We start from the raw sequence: 19,661 nt of genomic DNA, 5'->3' as shown, positions 1-19,661 counted from the left end.
GCCGCTTCACACCTTCCACCACGGTGTTTTCCCATGCCTCCCGCGCAGTTCGCCGGGCTACTCCCGCAGCCCGGGCGCGCGCGGTGGAGGACCAGCCCGGTCGGCGGCTTCCGGGGGAGCGGGTCGTCGGCCGGGCCAGGTGCGGTTCAGGAACCGGTTCCGGTGAGGTAGGCGGACACGACGACGTTCGCCGTGTAGCTGCGGTCGGCGCGGTCGAAGGTGCCGCCGCAGGTGATGAGGCGCAGTTCGGCGCGGCCCGACTGTCGTGTGCCGTAGGCCTGTTGGGCGTCGAAGTGGGCGCGGGTCAGTACGCGTACGTCGTCGACGGTGAAGTCGGCGACCCTGCCGTCGTCGCGGACGACGCGGATGACGCGGCCCGGGCGCAGCGTGCTGAGCTTGTAGAAGACGGCGGGCCGGGTCTCGGTGTCGACGTGCCCGACCATCAGCGCGGTGCCGGCGGCCCCCGGCCGGACCCCGCCGCCGTACCAGCCGACCACTGAGGCCTGGTCGAACGGCGGTGGGTCGATCGCGCCCTGCCGGTCGAGGCCGCGGGTCACGACCGGCGCCTGTACGGCGAGGTCGGGGATGTCGATGCGCTGCGGCAGGGCGTTGCCCAACGGCTTTGCGGCGGGCGGGAGTCCGGCCTCGGCGGGGCGGCCGACCGCGGCCACGTCGCCGGTGGTCGGCGCGGATATGCCCTGCCGTATGTCGGTCAGGTCCTGGCCCCACAGCCACAGGCCGAGCAGCAGCATGGCCCAGGCCACGCCGGTGAGCAGTCGTCCGGTGCCGGTGGAGCGCGCGTGCTCGGCGGGCGGGTCGTGCTCGAACACGGCCGGTCAGTCCGTCCGGCCGGGCCTACGGCTCCGGCGGACGCTGCGCAGCGCCACGGCCGTAGCGGCGACACCGGCCAGCAGCAGCCCGACCACCGCCTGCGCGGTGCCGGGACCGGCCGCGCGGGCGTCGACGGCGGCGAGGTGCGCGGTGCCGCCACCGCCCGCGTGGACGGGGGCTACGGGTGAGGCGGGGGGCTGCGCGGAGGGCGACCCGGATTCGTTCGCCACGACCTTGATCGCGCCCTTCACCGTCACGCTGCCGCAGGTGATCTTCACGTCGTAGCTGCCCGGCTCCAGCGAGGAGCGGACCCGGGTCTCGCCGGCGAGGGTGCCGGCCGTGCCGACGAGTTTCGCGTCGGCGACGAACGCGTCCGACGCCGCCGAGCCCGTCGTACCGGAGCAGCCGCTGATCCTGAGCGCCACGTCGGCGCCGGGGGCGGGGGACGCGGGGGTCACCGAGACGGTGCCTCCGTCCGCCGCGTACGCCGTGGGGGTGAGCGCCGCCAGGACCGCGACGCTTGCACAGAGAGTGACTTTCAGTGAGCCCATCGTGAACCTCCAGATATCTGGAGACTCCTCCTCGTCACCTGGTCGCGCATCCCTGGCGGGGCCCGATTGCTCCGTATGGGGGAGGTGACACCTGGAGTGCATAGCATGGTCGCCATGACAGAGCGCAAGCCCATCGAATCGTGGCTCACCGACATGGACGGGGTGCTGATGCACGAGGGCATCCCGGTGCCCGGCGCGGACGCGTTCATCAAGAAGCTGCGGGAGACCGGGCGTCCGTTCCTGGTCCTCACCAACAACTCGATCTACACGGCGCGCGATCTGCACGCCCGGCTGAACCGGATCGGTCTGGAGGTGCCGGTGGAGAACATCTGGACCTCGGCCCTGGCCACCGCCGCCTTCCTGGACAACCAGCATCCCGGCGGCACCGCCTACGTCATCGGCGAGGCCGGACTGACGACGGCGCTGCACGACGCCGGTTACGTCCTGACCGACTCCGACCCCGACTTCGTGATCCTCGGCGAGACCCGGACCTACTCCTTCGAGGCGCTGACCAAGGCGATCCGGCTGATCAACGACGGGGCCCGGTTCATCGCCACCAACCCCGACAACACCGGCCCCTCCCCCGAGGGCGCACTCCCCGCGACCGGCTCGGTCGCCGCGCTGATCACCAAGGCCACCGGCAAGGAGCCGTACTTCGTCGGCAAGCCGAACCCGCTGATGATGCGCAGCGCGCTGAACACCATCGGGGCGCACTCGGAGACCAGCGCCATGATCGGCGACCGGATGGACACGGACGTGCTGGCCGGTCTCGAGGCCGGTATGACGACCTTCCTCGTGCTGACCGGCCTGACGACGAAGGCCGACCTCGACCGCTATCCCTACCGGCCCACGAAGGTCGTGGACTCCATCGCGGACATCGTCGACCTCGTCTGACGGTCAGGGTCAGCGGGTCAGCTTCCGGTGGCTTCCTGCCACGACTCGACGTACGAGGTCAGGTTCTTGTCGATCTCGGTCCAGTCGGGCTCGAAGATCTCGACGCCGGCCATGAGCTTGGTGAGGGCCGTCGCGTTGGCGTCGGTGGCCTTGACGTCCTGGCGGGCTCTGAAGCCGCCGCCGATCGAGCTGACCTGCTGCTGGGCCGTGCGGCTCAGCATGTAGTCGAGGAGCTTCCTGCCGTTGGCGCTGTGCGGGGCCTTGGTGACCAGGCCGGCCGCGTACGGGAGGGCGAAGGTGGTGGGCTTGCCGCCCTGCTTCGCCGGGAACCAGATGGCGAGGTTCGGCATGGTCTTGGACTGGGCGTAGTTCATCTGAACGTCGCCGTTGGCGACGAGCAGCTCGCCCTTGTCGACCTTGGGCGCGAGCTTGCCGGTGGAGGCGGAGGGGCCGACGTTGTTGGACTGGAGCTTCTTCAGATAGGCGAGGGCCCGGTCCTTGCCGCCGAAGTCGTGAATCGCCTTGATCAGTACGGCGGTTCCGTCGCCGGCGACACCGGGCGTGGAGTACTGGAGCTTGTTCTTGTACGAGCCGTCGAGGAGTTCCTCCCACGTCGTGGGCGCCTTGGTGAGCTGCTTCTTGTTGTAGACGAACCCGAAGTAGTTGTTGACGACGGAGGTCCAGGTGCCGTCCGCCGCCTTGTCGGCGCCGCTCACCTGATCCGCGCCCGCCGGGGTGTACTTCTGCAACAGCCCCTTGCTGTCGGCCTGTTGGATGAACGGCGGGAGGGTGACCAGGACGTCGGCCTGCGGGTTGGTCTTCTCGCGGACGGCGCGCTGCACCATCTCGCCGGAGCCGCCCTCGACGTACTTGACCTTGATGCCGGTCTGCTTCTGGAAGTCCTTGAAGATCTCGTCGTACCAGCCGTCGCCGTTCTCGCCCTTGAGGCCGTCGGCGCTGTAGACGGTGACGACCTTGGCGTCGGAGGCGGCGGAGGTTCCGCCGCAGGCGGTGAGGGGTGCGGCCAGCAGGCAGAGGGCTATGGCGGCTGTGAGGCTGTTTCTGGGCATGGCGAGGCCAACTCCTGGCGTTTCAGAGGTGTTTGAGGGTCAGCGGTACGAGGCTCTGGTGCGGACGCGGGAGACGACGAGCAGGACGAGCAGGGTCGCCGTCATCAGGACCACGGCGAGCGCGGAACCGGCGAAGAGCGCGCCGCGGTCGGTGGCCGAGTAGATCAGGACCGGAAGCGTGGTCCAGTCGGGCGGATAGAGCATCATCGTGGCGCTCAACTCGCCCATGGACAGGGCGAAGCAGAGCCCTGCGGCGGCGGTGAGCGAGGGCAGCAGCAGGGGCAGCCGGATGCGCCACAGGACGTGGGCGGGCCGGGCGCCGAGGGAGGCGGCGGCCTGTTCGTAGGCCGGGTCGAGGCGGACGAGCGCCGCGGACACGGACTGGTGGGCGAAGGCGGTCACGAGCACGGTGTGGGCGAGGATCACGATCCACCGGGTGCCGTTGAGCAGCAGCGGCGGTTTGGAGAACGCGACCAGGATCGCCAGGCCGACCACGACGGACGGCACGGCGACCGGCAGCATGAACAGGGCGTCCAGCAGCCTGCGTTGACGCTTCTTGAGCCCGGTGGCGGCGAGCGCGGCCCAGGTGCCGAGCGTGAGTGCGAGCAGGCTCGCGGTGAGGGCGGTGACCAGGCTGGTGGTGAGCGCTTGGAGGGCCTCGCCCCGGGTGGCGGCGGTGTAGTGGGCGGTGGTGAAGCCGGAGGGCAGCACGCTCGACCAGTTGGTGGCGAAGGAGGCGCCGAGCACGACGAGGAGCGGCAGCGCGAACAGGGGCAGGAAGAGGACGAGGAAGACGAGCCACACGGCCCACTTCGCTTTGCGGCTATGCACCAGCACGACGGCTCACCACCCGGTAGAGGCCGTAAAGCCCCACGGATATAAGGACGTTGACGACGGCGACCACGCACGCGCCCGGGTAGTCCGACTCCAGGATCGCCTTGCTGTAGACGAGCATGGGGAGGGTCGTGACCCCTTTCGCGCCGGTGAACAGCACGATCCCGAACTCGTTGAGACAGAGGACGAGCACGAGACTCCCGCCGGCGGCGAGCGCGGGCAGCGCCTCCGGCAGGATCACCTGCCGGATGATCCTCGGCGCCCGCGCCCCGAGACTCGAAGCCGCCTCCAACTGTGCGGTGTCCAGTTGCGAGAACGCGGCGAGCAGCGGCCGCATCACGAACGGCGTGAAGTACGTGACCTCCGCGAGCAGCACCCCCCAGGGCGTGGCGAGGAACTGGAACGAGCCGACGATGCCGGTCGTGCCGTAGATGAAGAGCAGCGCGAGCGTGATCAGGAAGGACGGGAAGGAGAGATACACGTCGATGAACCGCGCGACCGTCCTCGCCCCGGGGAACGGCACGAAGGCGATGACCAGCGCGAGCACGAACCCGAGGACCAGACACCCGACGGTGGAGACGACGGCGATCCAGACGGTGGTCCAGAGGGCGGTGCGGAACAACTCCGAGGAGAAGACGTCGGCGTAGGCGGTAACCGGCTGAAACGACTGCCGAACAACGAGGGCGAGCGGATAGAGGAAAAGGAGGCTGAGCAGGGCAACAGGCGCGAGGGCAACCCCCCAGGGGCACGGAGCTGTATTCGATTTGCGGCTACCGCCGCGTGGGCGCGACCAGCCCCCACCGACCCGCACCCGACGAACAACCTCACTCATGGCCAACTCCAACAGCTAGCAGCGTCGCGTCCTCCGGTGCGAAATGCAGGGTTACGACGTCCCCGTGCGCGGGTGGAGCCTTGAGTTCCGGCACGTCGGCCATGACCCGATGCCCGTCCACCTCGACGGAGACGCGGTGGGTGGCACCGCGCCACTGCACCTCACTCACCGTCCCGGACAGCTGATTGGGCCCGGCCCCCAGGCCGACCAGATGCGGCCGTACGCACAAGGTCGCCGCTCCCTCCACAACCCCCCGCACCTCGATCCGCTGCTCCCCGAAGAACACGCCCCGCTCCCCCACCGACACCGGCAGCAGATTCGCGCTCCCGACAAAGCCCGCCGTGAACTCGCTCCTCGGCGCCCGGTACAGCTCGCGCGGTGTCCCGCACTCCTGGAGCCGGGCCTTGTCCATCACGGCGATCCGGTCGGCCAGGGTGAGCGCCTCGACCTGGTCGTGGGTGACGTAGAGGATCGAGACGTCCGGCAACTCCCGGTGCAGCCGGGCGAGTTCGGAGAGCATGCCGGAGCGGAGCTGCGCGTCGAGCGCGGACAGGGGTTCGTCGAGGAGAAGGACGCCGGGCCGGATCGCCAACGCCCGCGCGATCGCGACCCGTTGCTGCTGGCCGCCGGACAACTCGCGGGGATACCGGCGCCCGTACTCCGCCATCCCGGTCAGCTCCAGCGCCTCGGCGACCCGGGGCCGGATCTCACTCCTCGCGACCTTCTGCGCCTTGAGCCCGAAGGCCACGTTGTCCTCGACGCGCAGGTGCGGGAAGAGGGCGTACTGCTGCACCACCATCCCCACACCGCGCCGGTACGGCGGCAGGTCGGTCACGTCGCGTCCGCCGAGGAACACCCGCCCGGACACCGGCCGCACGAAGCCGGCGACCGCCCGCAGCGCGGTGGTCTTGCCGGAGCCGGACGGTCCGAGCAGCGCCATGACCTCGCCGGGTTCGACGGTGAGGTCGAGGGCGTCGAGGACGACGGTGCCGTCGTAGGCGACGGTGACGGACTCGAAGCGGATGCCGCCGGTCATGCGAGGACTCCGGGCAACTGTCCTACGCCGTCCAGCACTTGGGTCGCTCCGGCGGTCCGCAGCGCGTGTGCGTCGTGTGCTCCGGTGAGGACACCGGCGACCACGCCCGCTCCGGCGCGGACCCCGCTGAGCATGTCGTACGAGGTGTCGCCGACGACGGCGAGCTGCCGTACGTCGTCCGCCGCGGCCGTCCGCAGGAACGCGGTGAGGACCATGTCCGGGTACGGGCGTCCCCGGCCGCCGGCGTCGGCGGGGCAGAGGGCGAGGTCGGCGAGGTCCTGCCAGCCGAGGGCGGACAGGATCGCGTCCTGGGTCGCGCGGGCGAAGCCGGTCGTCAACACCACTGTGCGGCCTTGGGACTTGAGGGTCTCGATGGTTTCGCGGGCGTCGGGCAGGGCCGTGACCCGGCCGGCGCCGACGAGGTCCGCGTATGCCGCCTCGAAGGCCTTGTTGGCTTCCTGGGCCTGCGATTCCGTCCCGAACAGCTGCCGGAAGACGGAGATCTTGGACTCGCCCATGGTGGCGCGGACGTGGTCGAGCATGCCGGCGGGTTCCGCGCCCAGGTGCCGGGCCGCGGCCGTGAAGGCTTCCTCGACGAGGCCGTCGTCGGCGACGGTGGTGCCGGCCATGTCGAGGACGACGAGACGGATGTCGTGGGTCATGAGGCTCATGGGGGTGTCACCAGTCCAGTTCGTTCGCGGTGGTTTCGGCGATCGCGGGGGAGCAGGTCATGCCGCGTCCGCCGGGACCGGTGACCAACCACACGCCGTCGCGCACCTGTTGGCGGTGGACGACCCGGGCGGGGTCGGTGCACTGGGCGTACACGCCGGCCCAGCGGCGGCGGATCTTCGGGAGGGGGCGGCCGAGCAGTGACTCGACGACCTCGGTGAGGTGGTCGTAGGGGTCCTCGACGGTGTCGAAGGCGAAGGGGTGCTCGTACTCGTGGGTGTCGCCGATGGTCAGGCCGCCGTCGGCGCGCTGCACCATGAGGAGTTGCATGGCGTGCGCGGCCGCGGTGGGCAACTGCGGCTGGTGCGCCGCGAGTTGGTCGAGGGCGGGGCCTCGGTAGGCGGGGTAGTAGCGGAAGCTGTCCGCGTCGGCGACCGAGGTGGGGAGGGGTTCGCCGAGCGGGTCGGTCTGCATCATCTGCAAGCGGACGCGGCGGACGGGGAGTTGGGGTCCGGCGAGTTCGCGGACGAGGCCGCCGAGCCAGGCGCCCGTGCACAGGATCACGGCGTCGGCGGGGTGCACGTCCCCGTGGTCGTCGCGTACCGCGTGGTCGCCGACCACCTCGCGGACCTCGCGGCCCGGCAGGAAGGTGTAGCGCGGGGACTTCGACAGCTCGGCGCGCAGGGCGAGTTGGGCGGTGCGGGGTTCGACGGCCGCGTCGCGCTCGCAGTACAGGGCGGCGGTGAAGTCGCCGCGCAGGGCGGGGTTGAGGGCGCGGGCCTCGGCCGGGGTGAGGAGCTTGTAGCCGCGGGCGGCGGAGTCCTCGCGGGCCACCGACGCCTCGGCGACGGCGAGTTCGCGGTCACCGCGGACCGGGGTCAGCGAGCCGTTGGCCCGGAAGCCGAGCCCGGGGACGCGGGCGCCGATCTCCGCCCACAACTCCCTTGCCCGCAGGGCGGTTTCGAGTTCCTCGCCGCCCGCCCGTCCGCTCACCCAGATCTGCCCGAAGTTGCGCAGGGACGCGCCACGAGCCTCCGTCTCGCGCTCGATCTGTACGACCTCATGGCCGCGTTCCACTGCTTGCCAGGCGTGCATGGTGCCGACCACGCCGCCTCCGACCACTGTCACTCTCACGACGGCCACGCTCCTCGGGATCCGGGAACCGGAAAGGTCCGGCTCCCAACGAGAGCGTGAACGAGCCATCACGTTTGGGCTAGACCCGTTATCTATTCGTGACAATCCTGAGGTGAGCGGCGTGGGTGCGGTTCAGCCCGCGTGGTGTGTGGTGAAGGAGAAGCGGTCGCCCCGGTAGAGGCCGCGCACCCGCTCCAGCGGCTGCCCGTCCGTGTCCCGTGACACGCGGTGGATCAGCAGCATCGGCAGGGCCGGCGGGGTGCCGATGAGCAGGGCCTCGCGCGGGGTGGCGAGCACCGTCTCGATGCGTTCGTCGGCGTCGCCGAAGCGGATACCTCGGGCGCCGAGGTAGCCGTAGAAGGAGGAGTCGGGGTCGAAGTCCGTGTCCAGGTGCGGGAGTCGGGCGACGGAGACATAGGTGCTTTCGAGGCCGACCCGCTCCTCGTCGGCGAGCAGCACGCGCTCCAGGTGCCAGACGGGTTCGCCGCGGGTCAGTCCGGTCTCGGCGGCGAGCGCGGCGGGGCAGGGGAAGCGGTCGAGGGTGACGAGGCTGCGGCCCGGGGTGCGCCCCTGCCGCCGTACGCCCTCGGTGTAGCTGGCCAGGGACAGCGGCTGCTCCATCTTGGGTCCCGCGACGACCGTGCCCCGGCCCTGCCGGCGCAGCCTGCCCTCGAGTACGAGTTCGCGCAGCGCCTGGCGGACGGTCTCGCGGGCCACCTCGTACCGCTCGGTGAGGTCGCGCTCGGTGGGGATCACCGCGCCCTCCCCCAACTCGTCGACGAGCGCGGCGATTTGGGCCTTCACCGCGTAGTACTTGGGGATGCGGCCGTGCTCCGGGATGCCGTCGCGGACGGGGGCGCCGGGGGCCTGGTCGTTCGGGTAGTCCACGTGGAGATGGTCGCAGAAACGACGTCCCCCGTTTATCGGCGCCTCCGGGCCAGCAGCAGGGCGCCGGCGGTGACGAGGAGGACGGAGGTGGCGGCGAGGACGAGGTGGGCGGTGCCGATTCCGGTGCGGGCGAGTTCGTCGGCGAAGGAGAGGTCCTCGGCGGGCGGGGTCGTGGCGGAGGGAGCCGTTGTGGCGGGGGTGGGCGTGGCGGCTCCCGGGGCCGCCGCTTCGACGTCGAAGCGGTAGTCGTTCGACTGGCCGACCCAGTCGCCGTCGTCGGCATGGCGTTGTACGACGGCCGCGTTGGCGATGATCTCGTTCGGTCCGGTGTCCGGGGCGAGCGCGAGACGGACCTTGACGGTGAGGGTCTTGCCGGGGTCGACGGTGAAGCCCGGGAAGCCGTCGTCGAAGGCGCCGACGAGTTCGGCCTCGTCGGTCGTGGCGAAGCGGACGGGGTGCGGGCGCGGGCCGGTGCCGTCGTAGAAGTCGAGTCGGGGCTGCGCGGGCTTCAGGGCGCGCTGCTGGTCGACGAGGACGACGACCGGGTGGATCGCGGTGCAGCGGCGGGCGGTGGTGTTGGTGAGGTCGAGGTACCAGGTGCCGTAGCCACCGCCGGCCTCGTAGGTGTCGGGGCCGTCGTGGATGCGGGTGGTGAGGGGGAAGGTGCGGGCGCCGGGGGCGGCGCAGGTGGGGGTGGGGTCCGCCGCGCGCGCCGGCGTGGTCGCCGTGAGGAGGAGGAGGGGGGCGGCTGCGGCGAGGCAGAGGGACAGGGGGGTGCGCAGTGGGTTGCGCGGTCTCAGGGGCAGTCGCATAAGCACATGAGCGTGCCGGAGACGGGGGCCGATGGAGGGTGACGCGGCCGGTGGGGTGCCTCGAACGGGCGCGGATTTGTGCCTCGAACGGGCGCGGCGGGACCCCTGTTCGACGGATGTGTCACAGGTCTCGGAGAAAGTGACACACTTTTTCAGAACACCCCCGCCGGACGGCCGGATGGCCGGACAGCCGGACAGCCGGATGGCCGGACAGCCGGACAGCCGGATGGCCGGATGGCCGGACAGCCGGACAGCCGGACAGCCGGACAGCCGGACAGCCGGACAGCCGGATGGCCGGATGGCCGGACAGCCGGACTGCCGGATGGCCGGACGGCCTACCCGCCCGCCCGGCCGAACAGCGGTCCGAGCAGCAGCTGCGCCGCCCCCTCCGCGACACCCCGCGCCCCGCCGGCGGCGACCCGCACCGGTACGGCGGCCTCGCCCGCGCCCTCGCGCCGGGCGCGTTCGTCGAGGACCGCGGCGACTCCGCGTACGAAGGGCTCCGGGTCGGCGGCGACGGTACGGCCGCCCAGCAGTACGAGGTCGATGTCGAGCAGACCCACGAGGTTCGCGGCGCCCGCGCCCAGCACCCGCGCCGCCTCCCCCACGTCCCCGCGCGCCACGGCGGCCAGGCACAGGGCCTCGATGCAGCCCCGGTTCCCGCAGTCGCAGGGCGGCCCGTCCAGCTGGATGACCTGGTGCCCGAACTCCCCGGCCCCGGTCCGCGCCCCCCGGTGCACACCGCCGCCGATCACAAGACCGGCGCCGAGCCCCGTACCGAGATGCAGATAGGCGAAGGCCCCGCCCTCCCCGCCGACGGCCAGCCCGAGCGCGGCGGCGTTCGTGTCCTTGTCGACGACGACCGGAACCCCGAGCCGCCGCGAGAGCGCGTCGCGCAGCGGAAACCCGTCCCACTCGGGGAATCCGGTGACGCGATGCAGCACACCGTGGATGTGGTCGAGCGGACCGGGCAGGGCAACGCCCACACCGAGCGGATGACCGTCGGGCGCAAGGCGCGCCACCTCCCCGACCAGCCCCTCGACCTCCCGGGCCACCGCCTCCACGACCACCGCGGCGCCCGCCCCCAGGTCCAGCGGGGCGCTCCGCTCGCCGACCACCGTGCCGGTGAGATCGACGAGGACGACCCGCAGCTCGTCCCGGTCCAGGTGCACACCTACCGCGTGGCCGGCCTCCGGGACCAGCCGCAGTACCGTGCGCGGTTTGCCGCCGGTGGAGGCGCGGCGGCCGGCCTCCGTGACCAGGCCGGGCTCCCGCAGCCGGGCCGTGATCTTGCTGACGGCCTGGGGGGTGAGCCCGGTGCGGTCGGCGAGTTCGAGACGGCTGATCCCGTCCGGCCCGGCGGTCCGCAGCAGGTCGAGCACCAGCGCGGTGTTGTGACTGCGTACGGCGAGCAGATTGGCCCCCACCGCACCGGCCCCCGCGCCCGTACCCGCCGTAGCTCCGGTTCCACTCCCGCTCCGCGCACTGTTCACTCCCCCATTCTCCCCACCACTTGCACTTTGGCAACAGCGTTGCGAAAGTGGAGGGCATGACTGGACGCACCACTCGCACACCCCTCCGCGTCGGCCTCGTCGGCTACGGCCTCGCGGGCTCCGTCTTCCACGCCCCGCTGATCGCCGCCACCGAGGGCCTCGCCCTCGACACGGTCGTCACCTCGAACCCGGAGCGGCAGGACCAGGCCCGCGCCGAGTTCCCCGACGTCCGCATCGCCGCGTCCCCGGACGAACTCCTGGACCGCGCCGCCGAGTTGGACCTGATCGTCATCGCGTCTCCGAACAAGACGCATGTCGCGCTCGCGACGAGCGCCCTGAAGGCCGGCCTGCCGGTCGTCGTGGACAAGCCGATCGCCGGCACGGCAGCCGAGGCCCGCGAGCTGGCGGCCCTCGCCGAGGAACACTCCCTCCTCCTCTCCGTCTTCCAGAACCGCCGCTGGGACAACGACTTCCTGACCCTCCGCAAGCTCCTGGCCGAGGGCGAGCTGGGCGACGTGTGGCGCTTCGAGTCCCGATTCGAGCGCTGGCGCCCGCAGCCCAAGGGCGGCTGGCGCGAGTCCGGCGACCCGGCAGAGATCGGAGGTCTGCTCTACGACCTCGGCAGCCATGTCGTCGACCAGGCACTGACCCTCTTCGGGCCCGTGACCTCGGTGTACGCCGAGTCGGACATCCGCCGGCCGGGCGCGGAGACGGACGACGACACGTTCATCGCGCTGACCCACGCGAACGGCGTCCGCTCGCACCTCTACGTCTCCGCGACCACCGCCCAACTCGGCCCGCGCTTCCGCGTGTTGGGCTCCAGGGCGGGCTACGTCAAGTACGGCCTCGACCCCCAGGAGGCGGACCTCCGGGACGGAAAGCGCCCGGGCACGACGGACGGCTGGGGCGAGGAGCCCGAGTCGCTCTACGGCCGTGTCGGGTCCGGCGAGTCCCCGCTAACCGGCGGTGGCCGCCCCGAACCCACCCTCCCCGGTGACTACCCCGCGTACTACGCGGCCGTCGCCGCCGCCCTCCGCGACGGCGCCCCCAACCCGGTGACCGCCCTGGAGGCGGCCGCCGCCCTCGACGTACTGGAAGCCGCGCGCCGCAGCGCCCGCGACGGAGTGACGGTGACCCTGTGACCCAGCACAAGCCCGCGATGACCCAGCGGATCGCCCCCGAGATCACCCCGACGGTGGAGGAACTCGAGGCGCAGGAACGCCGGTTGGTGTTCCAGCACTTCACCTACGACGACGCCTGGGCGCTCGGTTCCCTCCTCGTGGAACTCGCCCGCGAGAGCCAGGCCCCGGTCGCCATCGACATCCGCCGCGCCGGCCAGCAGCTCTTCCACGCCGCGCTGCCGGGCTCGAGCCCCGACAACGACGCGTGGATCGACCGCAAGCGCCGGGTGGTCGAGCGCTTCGGCGCCGCCTCCTACCTGGTCGGCACCCGCTTCCGCGCCAAGGGCACCACCTTCGAGGACTCCTCCCGCCTCGACCCCGACGAGTACGCGGCCCACGGCGGCTCGTTCCCGATCAGGGTCGACGGCGTCGGCGTCATCGGCACGGTGACGGTGAGCGGCCTGCCGCAGCTGGAGGACCACCGGTTCGTGGTGGCGGCGCTGGAGCGGTTCCTGGACGACGACCGGAATTAACCCCGGGCCCCATCCGGTTGGGACTGTCCAGCACTTCCAGCGCATCCGACACCGGAGGGAACGGGACCGATGAGCAGTGCCCTGAAGGAGAAGGTCGGCCGGTACGGCATCTGGAGCGTGGGGCTGCGCTCCGAAGAGCCGTCCCGGCAGGGCGAGTTGGCCGAGGCCGCGGCCGAGCTGGAGCAACTCGGCTACGGCGCGGTCTGGTTGGGCGGCAGCAGCGCCGCCCGCAACGCCGTCCCGCTCATCGGGGCGACCTCACGGATCGTCTTCGGGACCAGCATCCAGAGCATCTGGCAGTACCCGGCGGCCGAGAGCGCGGCGAGTTTCGGAGAGCTGGAGCGGGCCCACCCCGGCCGCTTCCTGCTCGGCCTCGGGGTGGCCCACGCCAGGAACACGGCCGAGTACCGCCGCCCGTACTCGGCCCTGGTCGATTACCTGAACGCCCTGGACACGGCCGGTGTACCCGCGGACCGCCGCCTCCTCGCCGCGCTGGGCCCGAAGACGATCGAGCTGGCCCGGGACCGGGCGGCGGGCTCGATCCCCTACCTGGTCACCCCGGAGCACACGGCACGCTCCCGCGAGATCCTGGGTGAAACACCGCTGCTGGCACCGGAGTTGAAGGTCGTCCTGGAGACGGATCCCACCCGCGCCCGCTCCCTGGCCCGCGAGGCCCTCGCCCCCTACCTCGGGCTCCCGAACTACACCGGCAACTTCCTGCGCAACGGCTTCACCGAGGACGACATCACGGACGGCGGCAGCGACCGCCTGGTCGACGCGGTGTTCGCGTGGGGCGAGGAGACCCGGATCCGGTCCCGGATCGACGAGTTCGTCGACGCGGGCGCGGACCACGTGGCACTACAGGTGGTGGACGGCGCCTCCCGCGAGTCCCTCCCCCGCGAGGCATGGCGCACCCTCGCTTCCCTGCTGGCCTGAACCGGGGGTCAGACCCCCAGCTTCCGCAGTTCCTGCCACAGCACCGGAGTCAGCGCCTCCGCGTACGTCTCCGCCATGTGGCTCTCGTCTCGGTAGACGAAGGTGTTGCCCACGGCCACGGGGCAGCGGCCCGACGTGGGGCAGAGCCAGGGCTTGGGGTCGATCACGGTGGCGCCGGCGCGGAGTGCGCCCTCGCGGTTGGCCTCGCGGAGGGTGCGGTTCTTGGTCGCGTCGCGCTGGTCCGGCTCGCACTTCTCCAGCCGCAGGGGATGGGCCGACGCGCATTCGACGGGGTCGCCCAGCGGCCAGGGGGTGTCGAGCACGACGGCCACATGGTCCGCGGCGCGGGTCAGGCGGTCGTAGACGCGTGCGTAGCCCGCCGTCCACTCGGCCGACGGGTCCTGCATCGCCTTGTACGGCGCGGCCACCTCGGAGGAGGAGGCCACCACCAGCATCGGGTGCAGGTCGGCGATCCGCGCCAGCGCGTCCTTCCGCCAGGTGTCGCACGAGGTGTACGGGCCGTGGTTGTTGACGGTCGTGATGTCGGCCGTCTTGCAGGACGACTTCGTCAACGACACGAGTTTCCAGCCGTATCGGCGGCTCAGCTTCTGCAACGCCGGGAACCACTGGGCGGCATGGGAGTCGCCGTAGAGGACGACGACCTTGGTGGACGAAGGGTCCCCGTAGACGCAGGCGGGCGAGCGGGTCTTGACGTAGTTGAGGTGGCAGCTGTCCAGGTAGACCGCCGAGCGCTTCGCCTTGATGGCGGTGAGTTCCGGTGACAGGTTGCTCGGCAGCGCGGTCTCGGAGCCGGTGAGGAGGCCGGCGAGCCGGGCCTGGGGGTCGGGCGCCTTCGTGAGGGCCTCGGCCAGGCCGGGCACGCGGGTTGTGGAGCCGATCGATGGCGGGAAGGACGTCGCGACGACGGCGACGGACACGACGGTCGCGGACAGACCGAGGCCGAACGCCACGGCCACCGTGGGTCGTTGACGCAGCGCGCCGCTGAACCGGACCGGGTTCTCCACCAGGCGCAGGTTCACCCAGGCCAGCGCCAGGGCCACCGCGCACAGCGCGAGGTTCGTCCGGGGCCCGGCCGCCCGTTGCAGGGCCATGGGGCCGATCACCAGCAGCGGCCAGTGCCAGAGGTACCAGCCGTAGGAGAGGTCGCCGAGCCGCGCCAGGGGACGCACTCCGACCAGCCGGGAGGCGGCGGACGGGGCGTCGGCGCGGCAGCCGCCCGCTATCACCAGGGCGGCGCCGAGCACGGGCAGCAGCGCGAAGTGGCCGGGGAAGGGGGTGTCGGCGTCGTACAGCGTCGCCGCCGCGGCTATGCCGGCCAGCCCCAACCAGGCACCGGCTGCGGCCAGTTGGCGCGGAAGTCGGTCAAGTGACCCGGCGCCGAAGGCCAGCAGGGCCCCGACGCCCAGTTCCCACAGCCGCGTGTGCGGACCGAAGTAAGCCCAGGACGGCGAGACTTCGGTCGCCCGGACACCCAGGACGTACGACACCGCGCACAACACGCCGAGCGGCAGGACCCGCAGCCACGGGCGCCGGATCAACTTCCAGCTGACGAGCAGGAGTACGGGCCACAGGAGGTAGAACTGCTCCTCCACGGACAGCGACCAGAGGTGCTGGAAGGGCGACGGCGAGCTGCCCTCCTGGAGGTAGTCGGTGCCCGACCGCGCGAGGTCGACGTTCACGAAGTACAGCGCGCCCGCCGCCGCGTCGTGCATGAACTCGGCGTAGCGGATCTTCGAGGCGAAGAGCCGGCAGCCCAGGATGGTGGCCAGCGACACCAGGGTCGCCAGCGGGAGGATGCGCACGGCCCGCCGGGCGTAGAAGCGCCGCAGGGAGAGCGAGCCTGTGCGCTCCGTCTCGCGCAACAGGCCCGAGGTGATGAGGAATCCGGAGATCACGAAGAAGACGTCGACCCCGACATAGCCGCCGGCGACGTGCCGGACTCCGGAGTGCGCCAGCACGACGAGCGTGACGGCGAGGCCGCGCAGCCCCTGTATGTCGGGCCGCAGCGGTGGCCTCGCCGCATGGGCGGGCCGCGGGTCCGGTGCCGTGTCGCGCGCCGGACCGGCGGCCGTAGGGGTGTACGTCATACCCGGAACTGTCCTACAGGCGAAGGGCGTTCCGGTGATTCACCTCACAATGGTTCCCCGTTGTTCGTCAGGCGTCCTTCAACTCCTGCCGCTGCCGCCCGAGTCCGGAGATCTCCAGCTCCACGACGTCCCCGGCCCGCAGGAACGGCTTCGGCTCGGGCTGCCCGAGAGCGACCCCCGCCGGCGTACCGGTGTTGATGACGTCCCCGGGGTACAGGGTCATGAACTGGCTTACGTAGCGCACCACTTCGGCGACCGGGAAGATCTGCTCGGCGGTGGTGCCGTCCTGCTTCAACTCCCCGTTGACCCACAGCTTGAGCGAGAGCGCCTGCGGGTCCGGCACCTCGTCGGAAGTCACCAGCCACGGCCCCAGCGGGTTGAACGTCTCGCAGTTCTTCCCCTTGTCCCAGGTCCCGCCCCGCTCGATCTGGAACTCCCGCTCGGACACGTCGTGCGCGACCGCGTACCCCGCGACATGCGCGAGCGCCTCCTCGTGGGAGTCCAGGTAGCGGGCCGTACGGCCGATGACGACGGCGAGTTCGACCTCCCAGTCGGTCTTCACCGACTTGCGCGGCACGAGCACGGTGTCGTAAGGCCCGACGACCGTGTCCGCCGCCTTGAAGAAGATCACCGGCTCGGCGGGCGGCTCGGCGCCGGTCTCGCGGGCGTGGTCGTGGTAGTTCAGCCCGATGCACACGACCTTGCCGATCCGCGCCAGCGGCGGCCCGACCCGCAGCCCGTCGGCGTCCAGCGCGGGCAGCGACCCCGCGTCGGCCGCCGCGCGGATCCGGCCGAGCGCGGCGGTGTCGGCGAGCAGCGGCCCGTCGATGTCCGGGACGATCCCCGACAGGTCCCGCAGGATCCCCTCGGCGTCGAGCAGCGCGGGCCGCTCCGCCCCTGCCGTACCGACTCGCAGCAGCTTCATCTTCACCATCTCCATCGATCGCGCGGGCGCCGTCGACCGACGGGTGCAGCCATCGGAGGACTGGTCGATCCTCCAAGCTCAAGGTCCAGTCCGCAATACCCGGTTCACGGACTGGACCGTGAACACCGCCCCCTACTACCGCCCCGCCGTCGGGTCGGTCTCGAACGGCTGAAGCAGTCGCCGCGGCTGGAGGAGGGCGCGGCTGATCGGGTCCGTCGGGTTCGGATCGAGGCCGGGGCCCGGGTCCATGAGGACGTCGGCGACGGGGACGACGACCGCGCAGCGCGGGCACTCGCCGTAGACGCCGAGTTCGGTGCCGCAGTCGGCGTGCCGGAAGTAGCGCAGCTGGGGTTCGTCGAACTGCTCGCGGCCCCAGCGGCCGAGCGAGCGCAGCGTCGGCCACAGGGCGAGCGCGCGGGCCGTGGGGATGTACTCGTCGCGCGGCGGCGACTCCTGGTAGCGGCGCTTTTCGAGGATGCCCTCGGCGGTGAGCGCCTGGAGGCGGGCGGCGAGGACCGCACGCGGGATGCCGAGGTGGACGAGGAAGTCGTTGTAGCGCCGTACGCCGTAGAGGGCGTCGCGGATGACGAGCAGCGTCCAGCGCTCGCCGACCACCTCCAGTGCCCGGGCGATCGAGCACTCCTGCGTCGCGTAGTCCTTGCCCAGTGCCATGCCGTCCACCTTAGCCATTTTCCGACTCAAGGTTCAATGAACGAACCCACAATGCTACGGTACTCCGCATGACTAGGTTCAGTGAACGAACCCTCTCCCCGGTTTCCGAGAAACCCGAGGTCACCGAGGCAGACGCGCCCCGCCCCCGCGCCACCCTCGCCGTGACCAGCGCGGCCACCGCCGTAGCGCTGATGACGTACACCGCACCTATGGTCACGCTCCCCGACATCGCCGCCGCCCTGCACACCCCGCTCTCCGCCCAGGCCTGGCTGCTGAACGGCACCCCGCTCGGCCTCGCCGCGCTGCTCCTGGTCGCCGGCAGCCTGGCCGACGACTACGGCCGCCGCCGGATCTTCCTCGCCGGCACCTTCGCGCTCGGCATCACCACCGCGCTCTCCGCGCTCACCTCCTCGACCCTGCTGTTCACCCTGACCCGCATCGCGCAGGGCGCCTCCAGCGCGGCGCTCCTCGCCAGCAGCCTGGGCCTGATCGTGCACGCCTTCCCGACCCCGCGCGGCCGGCTGCACGCGACCGGCGTGTGGGGCGCGTTCGTCAGCGGCGGCATAGCGGTCGGTCCACTGGTGACGGGCGCGATGCCCGACTGGCGCCTCGCCTACGCCGTCCTCGGCGCCGCCGCCCTGATCGTCGCCGCCCTCGGCATCCGTACCCTCTCCGAGTCCCGCGCGCCCCGAGGCGGACGCCCCGACCTGGCCGGAGCGGTCACCTTCGGCCTGGCCCTGGTCGCCCTCGTGGCAGCCCTGACCCTCGGCCGCGACGGCTGGCTCCGGGCCCCGGTCGGCCTGCTGTTGCTGGCGGCCGTACTCCTCGTCGGCGTCTTCGCCCTCGTCGAACGCCGGGGTACGACCCCGATGATCGACCTGAGCCTGCTGCGCCACCGCCCCTTCCTGGCCTCCTCGGCGGGCGGCCTGTTCACGGGCTTCGCGGTGATCGGCCTGTTCAGCTTCCTGCCGGCGCTGCTACAGCAGACCCTGGGCCTGTCCGCGATCGACACGGCGTGGCTGTTCCTCCTCTGGTCGGGCCTGTCCTTCACGGTCGCCCTCCAGGCCCGCCGCCTCTCCGGCCGCGTCTCCTCCCGCCACCAACTCGCCCTGGGATTCCTGCTCCACGCGGCCGGCGTCCTGACGATGCTCGGCGCACTCGACTCCGGTTCCTGGACCCGGCTGCTGCCGGGCCTGGTCATCGCCGGGGTGGGCAGCGGCCTGCTGAACGCCGCGCTGCCGCTGCTGTCGGTGGAGTCGGTACCGGCGGCCCGGGCCGCGATGGGCTCCGGCGCGCAGCAGACCTTCCGCTACATCGGCTCCTGCGCGGGCGTCGCGCTGACGATCGCGATCGCCACGTCGGCGGGCAGCGGCCTCGCCCGCGGCGCGGACATCGCGATGGTGGTGTCGGCGGCACTCGCGGTGCTGGCGGCGGGGAGTGTGGTGGTCCTGCGCGAACGGGCGTGAACCCTCTGAACGCTCACCGGGACCGCGTGGATGTGAGCGTGCCCCACACCACCATCCGGTACCGGGAGGTGAACTCCGGGGTGCAGGTGGTGAGGGTGATGTAGTAACCGGGCCGGCTGTAGCCGTAGGACGGTTTGACGGTCGAGCGCGGGACAGGCCGGATGACGCCGGAGTCGGCGGCGGAGGTCTGCGGCAGGATCTTGTCGACCGTGTAGGTGTAGATGGCCGTGCTCGTCTCGACCTGGACGGTGTCCTTGAGCCGCAGTCGCGGAAGATACCGGAAGGGTTCGCCGTGGGTGTTGCGGTGCCCGGCGAGCGCGAAGTTCCCTGCCTGGCCCGGCTGTTGGGTGCCGGGGTAGTGGCCGACGTACCCCTTGTTCAGCACCTTCTGCTTGCTGACGCCTTCCGCGATCGGGACACGGAGGTGGAGGCGGGGGATGGTGAGGATGGCGTAGGCCTGGGAGGGGTGGAGGGTGGTCGTGGATCCGCCGGATCCCGTGGTGGCAGTGGTGGCGGTGGTGGTCCGGTGCGGTGAACTGCCGTCGCCGGCAGCCGTGTTGGCCGGTGTCGATGTTGCCCCCGGCGCCGGTGTCTGCGTGGCCCATTGCCGTTCCAGCGCCTGCACTTGGCGCTCCGCGCCCTGGCGGGCCTCCCGGTTGGTCCACCACAACTGCTGGACGACGAGAAGGAGCAGAACGACCCCGGCGGTGACGAGCAATTCCCCGCCGGTCCACAGAACGCGTCGGCGCAGCGCACGGCGTCGACGGATGTGCTGCTGCACGACGGGGACCCGCATGGGCGGCACGATAAGGGCGGGTTCCTGAACTCACCAGAGCCATGGCTCACGTTGACGCTC

20 protein-coding genes are annotated in these 19,661 nt (G+C 71.5%); 5 read left to right on the top strand and 15 right to left on the bottom strand.

All coding sequences use genetic code 11. The features are described 5' to 3' along the window. Nucleotides 1–146: 146 nt before the first annotated feature. Nucleotides 147–830, bottom strand: a complete 684-nt coding sequence (locus tag ACFXC1_RS32155; RefSeq protein WP_381249220.1) for a class F sortase — start codon at nt 828–830, stop codon at nt 147–149. 6 nt (nt 831–836) lie between these two features. Beyond that, nucleotides 837–1,382 carry a hypothetical protein gene (locus ACFXC1_RS32150; protein WP_381249217.1) on the bottom strand — a complete coding sequence of 182 codons (546 nt, stop codon included), beginning with the start codon at nt 1,380–1,382 and terminating at the stop codon, nt 837–839. 114 nt (nt 1,383–1,496) lie between these two features. Between ACFXC1_RS32150 and ACFXC1_RS32145 the strand changes: the two genes are divergently transcribed. Then, nucleotides 1,497–2,276: an HAD-IIA family hydrolase gene (locus ACFXC1_RS32145; RefSeq protein ID WP_381249215.1), complete on the top strand. Its 780-nt coding sequence runs from the start codon at nt 1,497–1,499 to the stop codon at nt 2,274–2,276. Nucleotides 2,277–2,293: 17 nt separating this feature from the next. Here ACFXC1_RS32145 and ACFXC1_RS32140 read toward each other — a convergent pair whose 3' ends face one another. From ACFXC1_RS32140 to ACFXC1_RS32100, 9 genes are all read right to left on the bottom strand, one after another. After that, nucleotides 2,294–3,346, bottom strand: a complete 1,053-nt coding sequence (locus ACFXC1_RS32140) for a 2-aminoethylphosphonate ABC transporter substrate-binding protein (protein WP_381249212.1) — start codon at nt 3,344–3,346, stop codon at nt 2,294–2,296. A 39-nt stretch (nt 3,347–3,385) separates the two neighbouring features. After that, nucleotides 3,386–4,183 (bottom strand): ABC transporter permease, encoded by a 798-nt coding sequence (locus tag ACFXC1_RS32135; protein WP_381249210.1) that lies wholly within the window; start codon nt 4,181–4,183, stop codon nt 3,386–3,388. Continuing rightward, a complete protein-coding gene (locus ACFXC1_RS32130; protein WP_381249208.1) occupies nt 4,170–5,012 on the bottom strand; it encodes a 2-aminoethylphosphonate ABC transporter permease subunit in 843 nt (280 codons plus the stop codon). Before ACFXC1_RS32130 ends, ACFXC1_RS32135 begins: the two co-directional genes overlap by 14 nt. Next, nucleotides 5,005–6,048 carry an ABC transporter ATP-binding protein gene (locus ACFXC1_RS32125; protein WP_381249206.1) on the bottom strand — a complete coding sequence of 348 codons (1,044 nt, stop codon included), beginning with the start codon at nt 6,046–6,048 and terminating at the stop codon, nt 5,005–5,007. Before ACFXC1_RS32125 ends, ACFXC1_RS32130 begins: the two co-directional genes overlap by 8 nt. Continuing rightward, entirely contained in the window at nt 6,045–6,710 is a 666-nt protein-coding gene (locus ACFXC1_RS32120) for an HAD family hydrolase (protein ID WP_381249591.1), read from the bottom strand. Before ACFXC1_RS32120 ends, ACFXC1_RS32125 begins: the two co-directional genes overlap by 4 nt. A gap of 16 nt (nt 6,711–6,726) precedes the next feature. Continuing rightward, complete coding sequence (locus ACFXC1_RS32115) at nt 6,727–7,812, bottom strand: TIGR03364 family FAD-dependent oxidoreductase (protein WP_381249588.1); 1,086 nt, start codon at nt 7,810–7,812, stop codon at nt 6,727–6,729. Between the two features lie 171 nt (nt 7,813–7,983). Beyond that, nucleotides 7,984–8,739: a GntR family transcriptional regulator gene (locus ACFXC1_RS32110; protein ID WP_381249203.1), complete on the bottom strand. Its 756-nt coding sequence runs from the start codon at nt 8,737–8,739 to the stop codon at nt 7,984–7,986. Nucleotides 8,740–8,771: 32 nt separating this feature from the next. Beyond that, on the bottom strand, nt 8,772–9,551 hold the full coding sequence (locus ACFXC1_RS32105) for a hypothetical protein (RefSeq protein ID WP_381249200.1): 780 nt from the start codon (nt 9,549–9,551) through the stop codon (nt 8,772–8,774). A 335-nt stretch (nt 9,552–9,886) separates the two neighbouring features. Further along, nucleotides 9,887–11,044: an ROK family transcriptional regulator gene (locus ACFXC1_RS32100; protein WP_381249197.1), complete on the bottom strand. Its 1,158-nt coding sequence runs from the start codon at nt 11,042–11,044 to the stop codon at nt 9,887–9,889. A 56-nt stretch (nt 11,045–11,100) separates the two neighbouring features. Here ACFXC1_RS32100 and ACFXC1_RS32095 point away from each other — a divergent pair, with 56 nt between their 5' ends. From ACFXC1_RS32095 to ACFXC1_RS32085, 3 genes are all read left to right on the top strand, one after another. Further along, nucleotides 11,101–12,186 carry a Gfo/Idh/MocA family oxidoreductase gene (locus ACFXC1_RS32095; protein ID WP_381249194.1) on the top strand — a complete coding sequence of 362 codons (1,086 nt, stop codon included), beginning with the start codon at nt 11,101–11,103 and terminating at the stop codon, nt 12,184–12,186. 17 nt (nt 12,187–12,203) lie between these two features. After that, the gene (locus ACFXC1_RS32090; RefSeq protein ID WP_381249585.1) at nt 12,204–12,698 is read left to right on the top strand and encodes a heme-degrading domain-containing protein; all 495 of its coding nucleotides are present in this window, start codon (nt 12,204–12,206) and stop codon (nt 12,696–12,698) included. A 69-nt stretch (nt 12,699–12,767) separates the two neighbouring features. Continuing rightward, nucleotides 12,768–13,634, top strand: coding sequence for an LLM class F420-dependent oxidoreductase (locus ACFXC1_RS32085; protein ID WP_381249191.1), 867 nt, complete (start codon nt 12,768–12,770; stop codon nt 13,632–13,634). Nucleotides 13,635–13,642: 8 nt separating this feature from the next. On the opposite strand, the gene ACFXC1_RS32080 is transcribed toward ACFXC1_RS32085, so the two are convergent. The 3 genes from ACFXC1_RS32080 to ACFXC1_RS32070 all read right to left on the bottom strand — a co-directional run bounded on the left by ACFXC1_RS32080 (nt 13,643) and on the right by ACFXC1_RS32070 (nt 17,339). Beyond that, nucleotides 13,643–15,742 carry an acyltransferase family protein gene (locus tag ACFXC1_RS32080; RefSeq protein WP_381249189.1) on the bottom strand — a complete coding sequence of 700 codons (2,100 nt, stop codon included), beginning with the start codon at nt 15,740–15,742 and terminating at the stop codon, nt 13,643–13,645. Nucleotides 15,743–15,809: 67 nt separating this feature from the next. After that, the gene (locus ACFXC1_RS32075) at nt 15,810–16,667 is read right to left on the bottom strand and encodes a fumarylacetoacetate hydrolase family protein (protein WP_381249186.1); all 858 of its coding nucleotides are present in this window, start codon (nt 16,665–16,667) and stop codon (nt 15,810–15,812) included. 135 nt (nt 16,668–16,802) lie between these two features. After that, nucleotides 16,803–17,339, bottom strand: a complete 537-nt coding sequence (locus ACFXC1_RS32070) for a winged helix-turn-helix transcriptional regulator (RefSeq protein WP_381249183.1) — start codon at nt 17,337–17,339, stop codon at nt 16,803–16,805. Nucleotides 17,340–17,407: 68 nt separating this feature from the next. Between ACFXC1_RS32070 and ACFXC1_RS32065 the strand changes: the two genes are divergently transcribed. Beyond that, nucleotides 17,408–18,805 (top strand): MFS transporter, encoded by a 1,398-nt coding sequence (locus ACFXC1_RS32065; RefSeq protein WP_381249180.1) that lies wholly within the window; start codon nt 17,408–17,410, stop codon nt 18,803–18,805. Nucleotides 18,806–18,818: 13 nt separating this feature from the next. On the opposite strand, the gene ACFXC1_RS32060 is transcribed toward ACFXC1_RS32065, so the two are convergent. Next, nucleotides 18,819–19,601 carry a class E sortase gene (locus ACFXC1_RS32060; RefSeq protein ID WP_381249178.1) on the bottom strand — a complete coding sequence of 261 codons (783 nt, stop codon included), beginning with the start codon at nt 19,599–19,601 and terminating at the stop codon, nt 18,819–18,821. Between the last annotated feature and the right edge of the window lie 60 nt (nt 19,602–19,661).

This window comes from Streptomyces hokutonensis, from assembly GCF_042751305.1.
Lineage (GTDB): Bacteria > Actinomycetota > Actinomycetes > Streptomycetales > Streptomycetaceae > Streptomyces > Streptomyces hokutonensis_A.
Note: the sequence above shows the minus strand (reverse complement) of the source record. Positions and strands in the feature narration are given on the sequence as shown.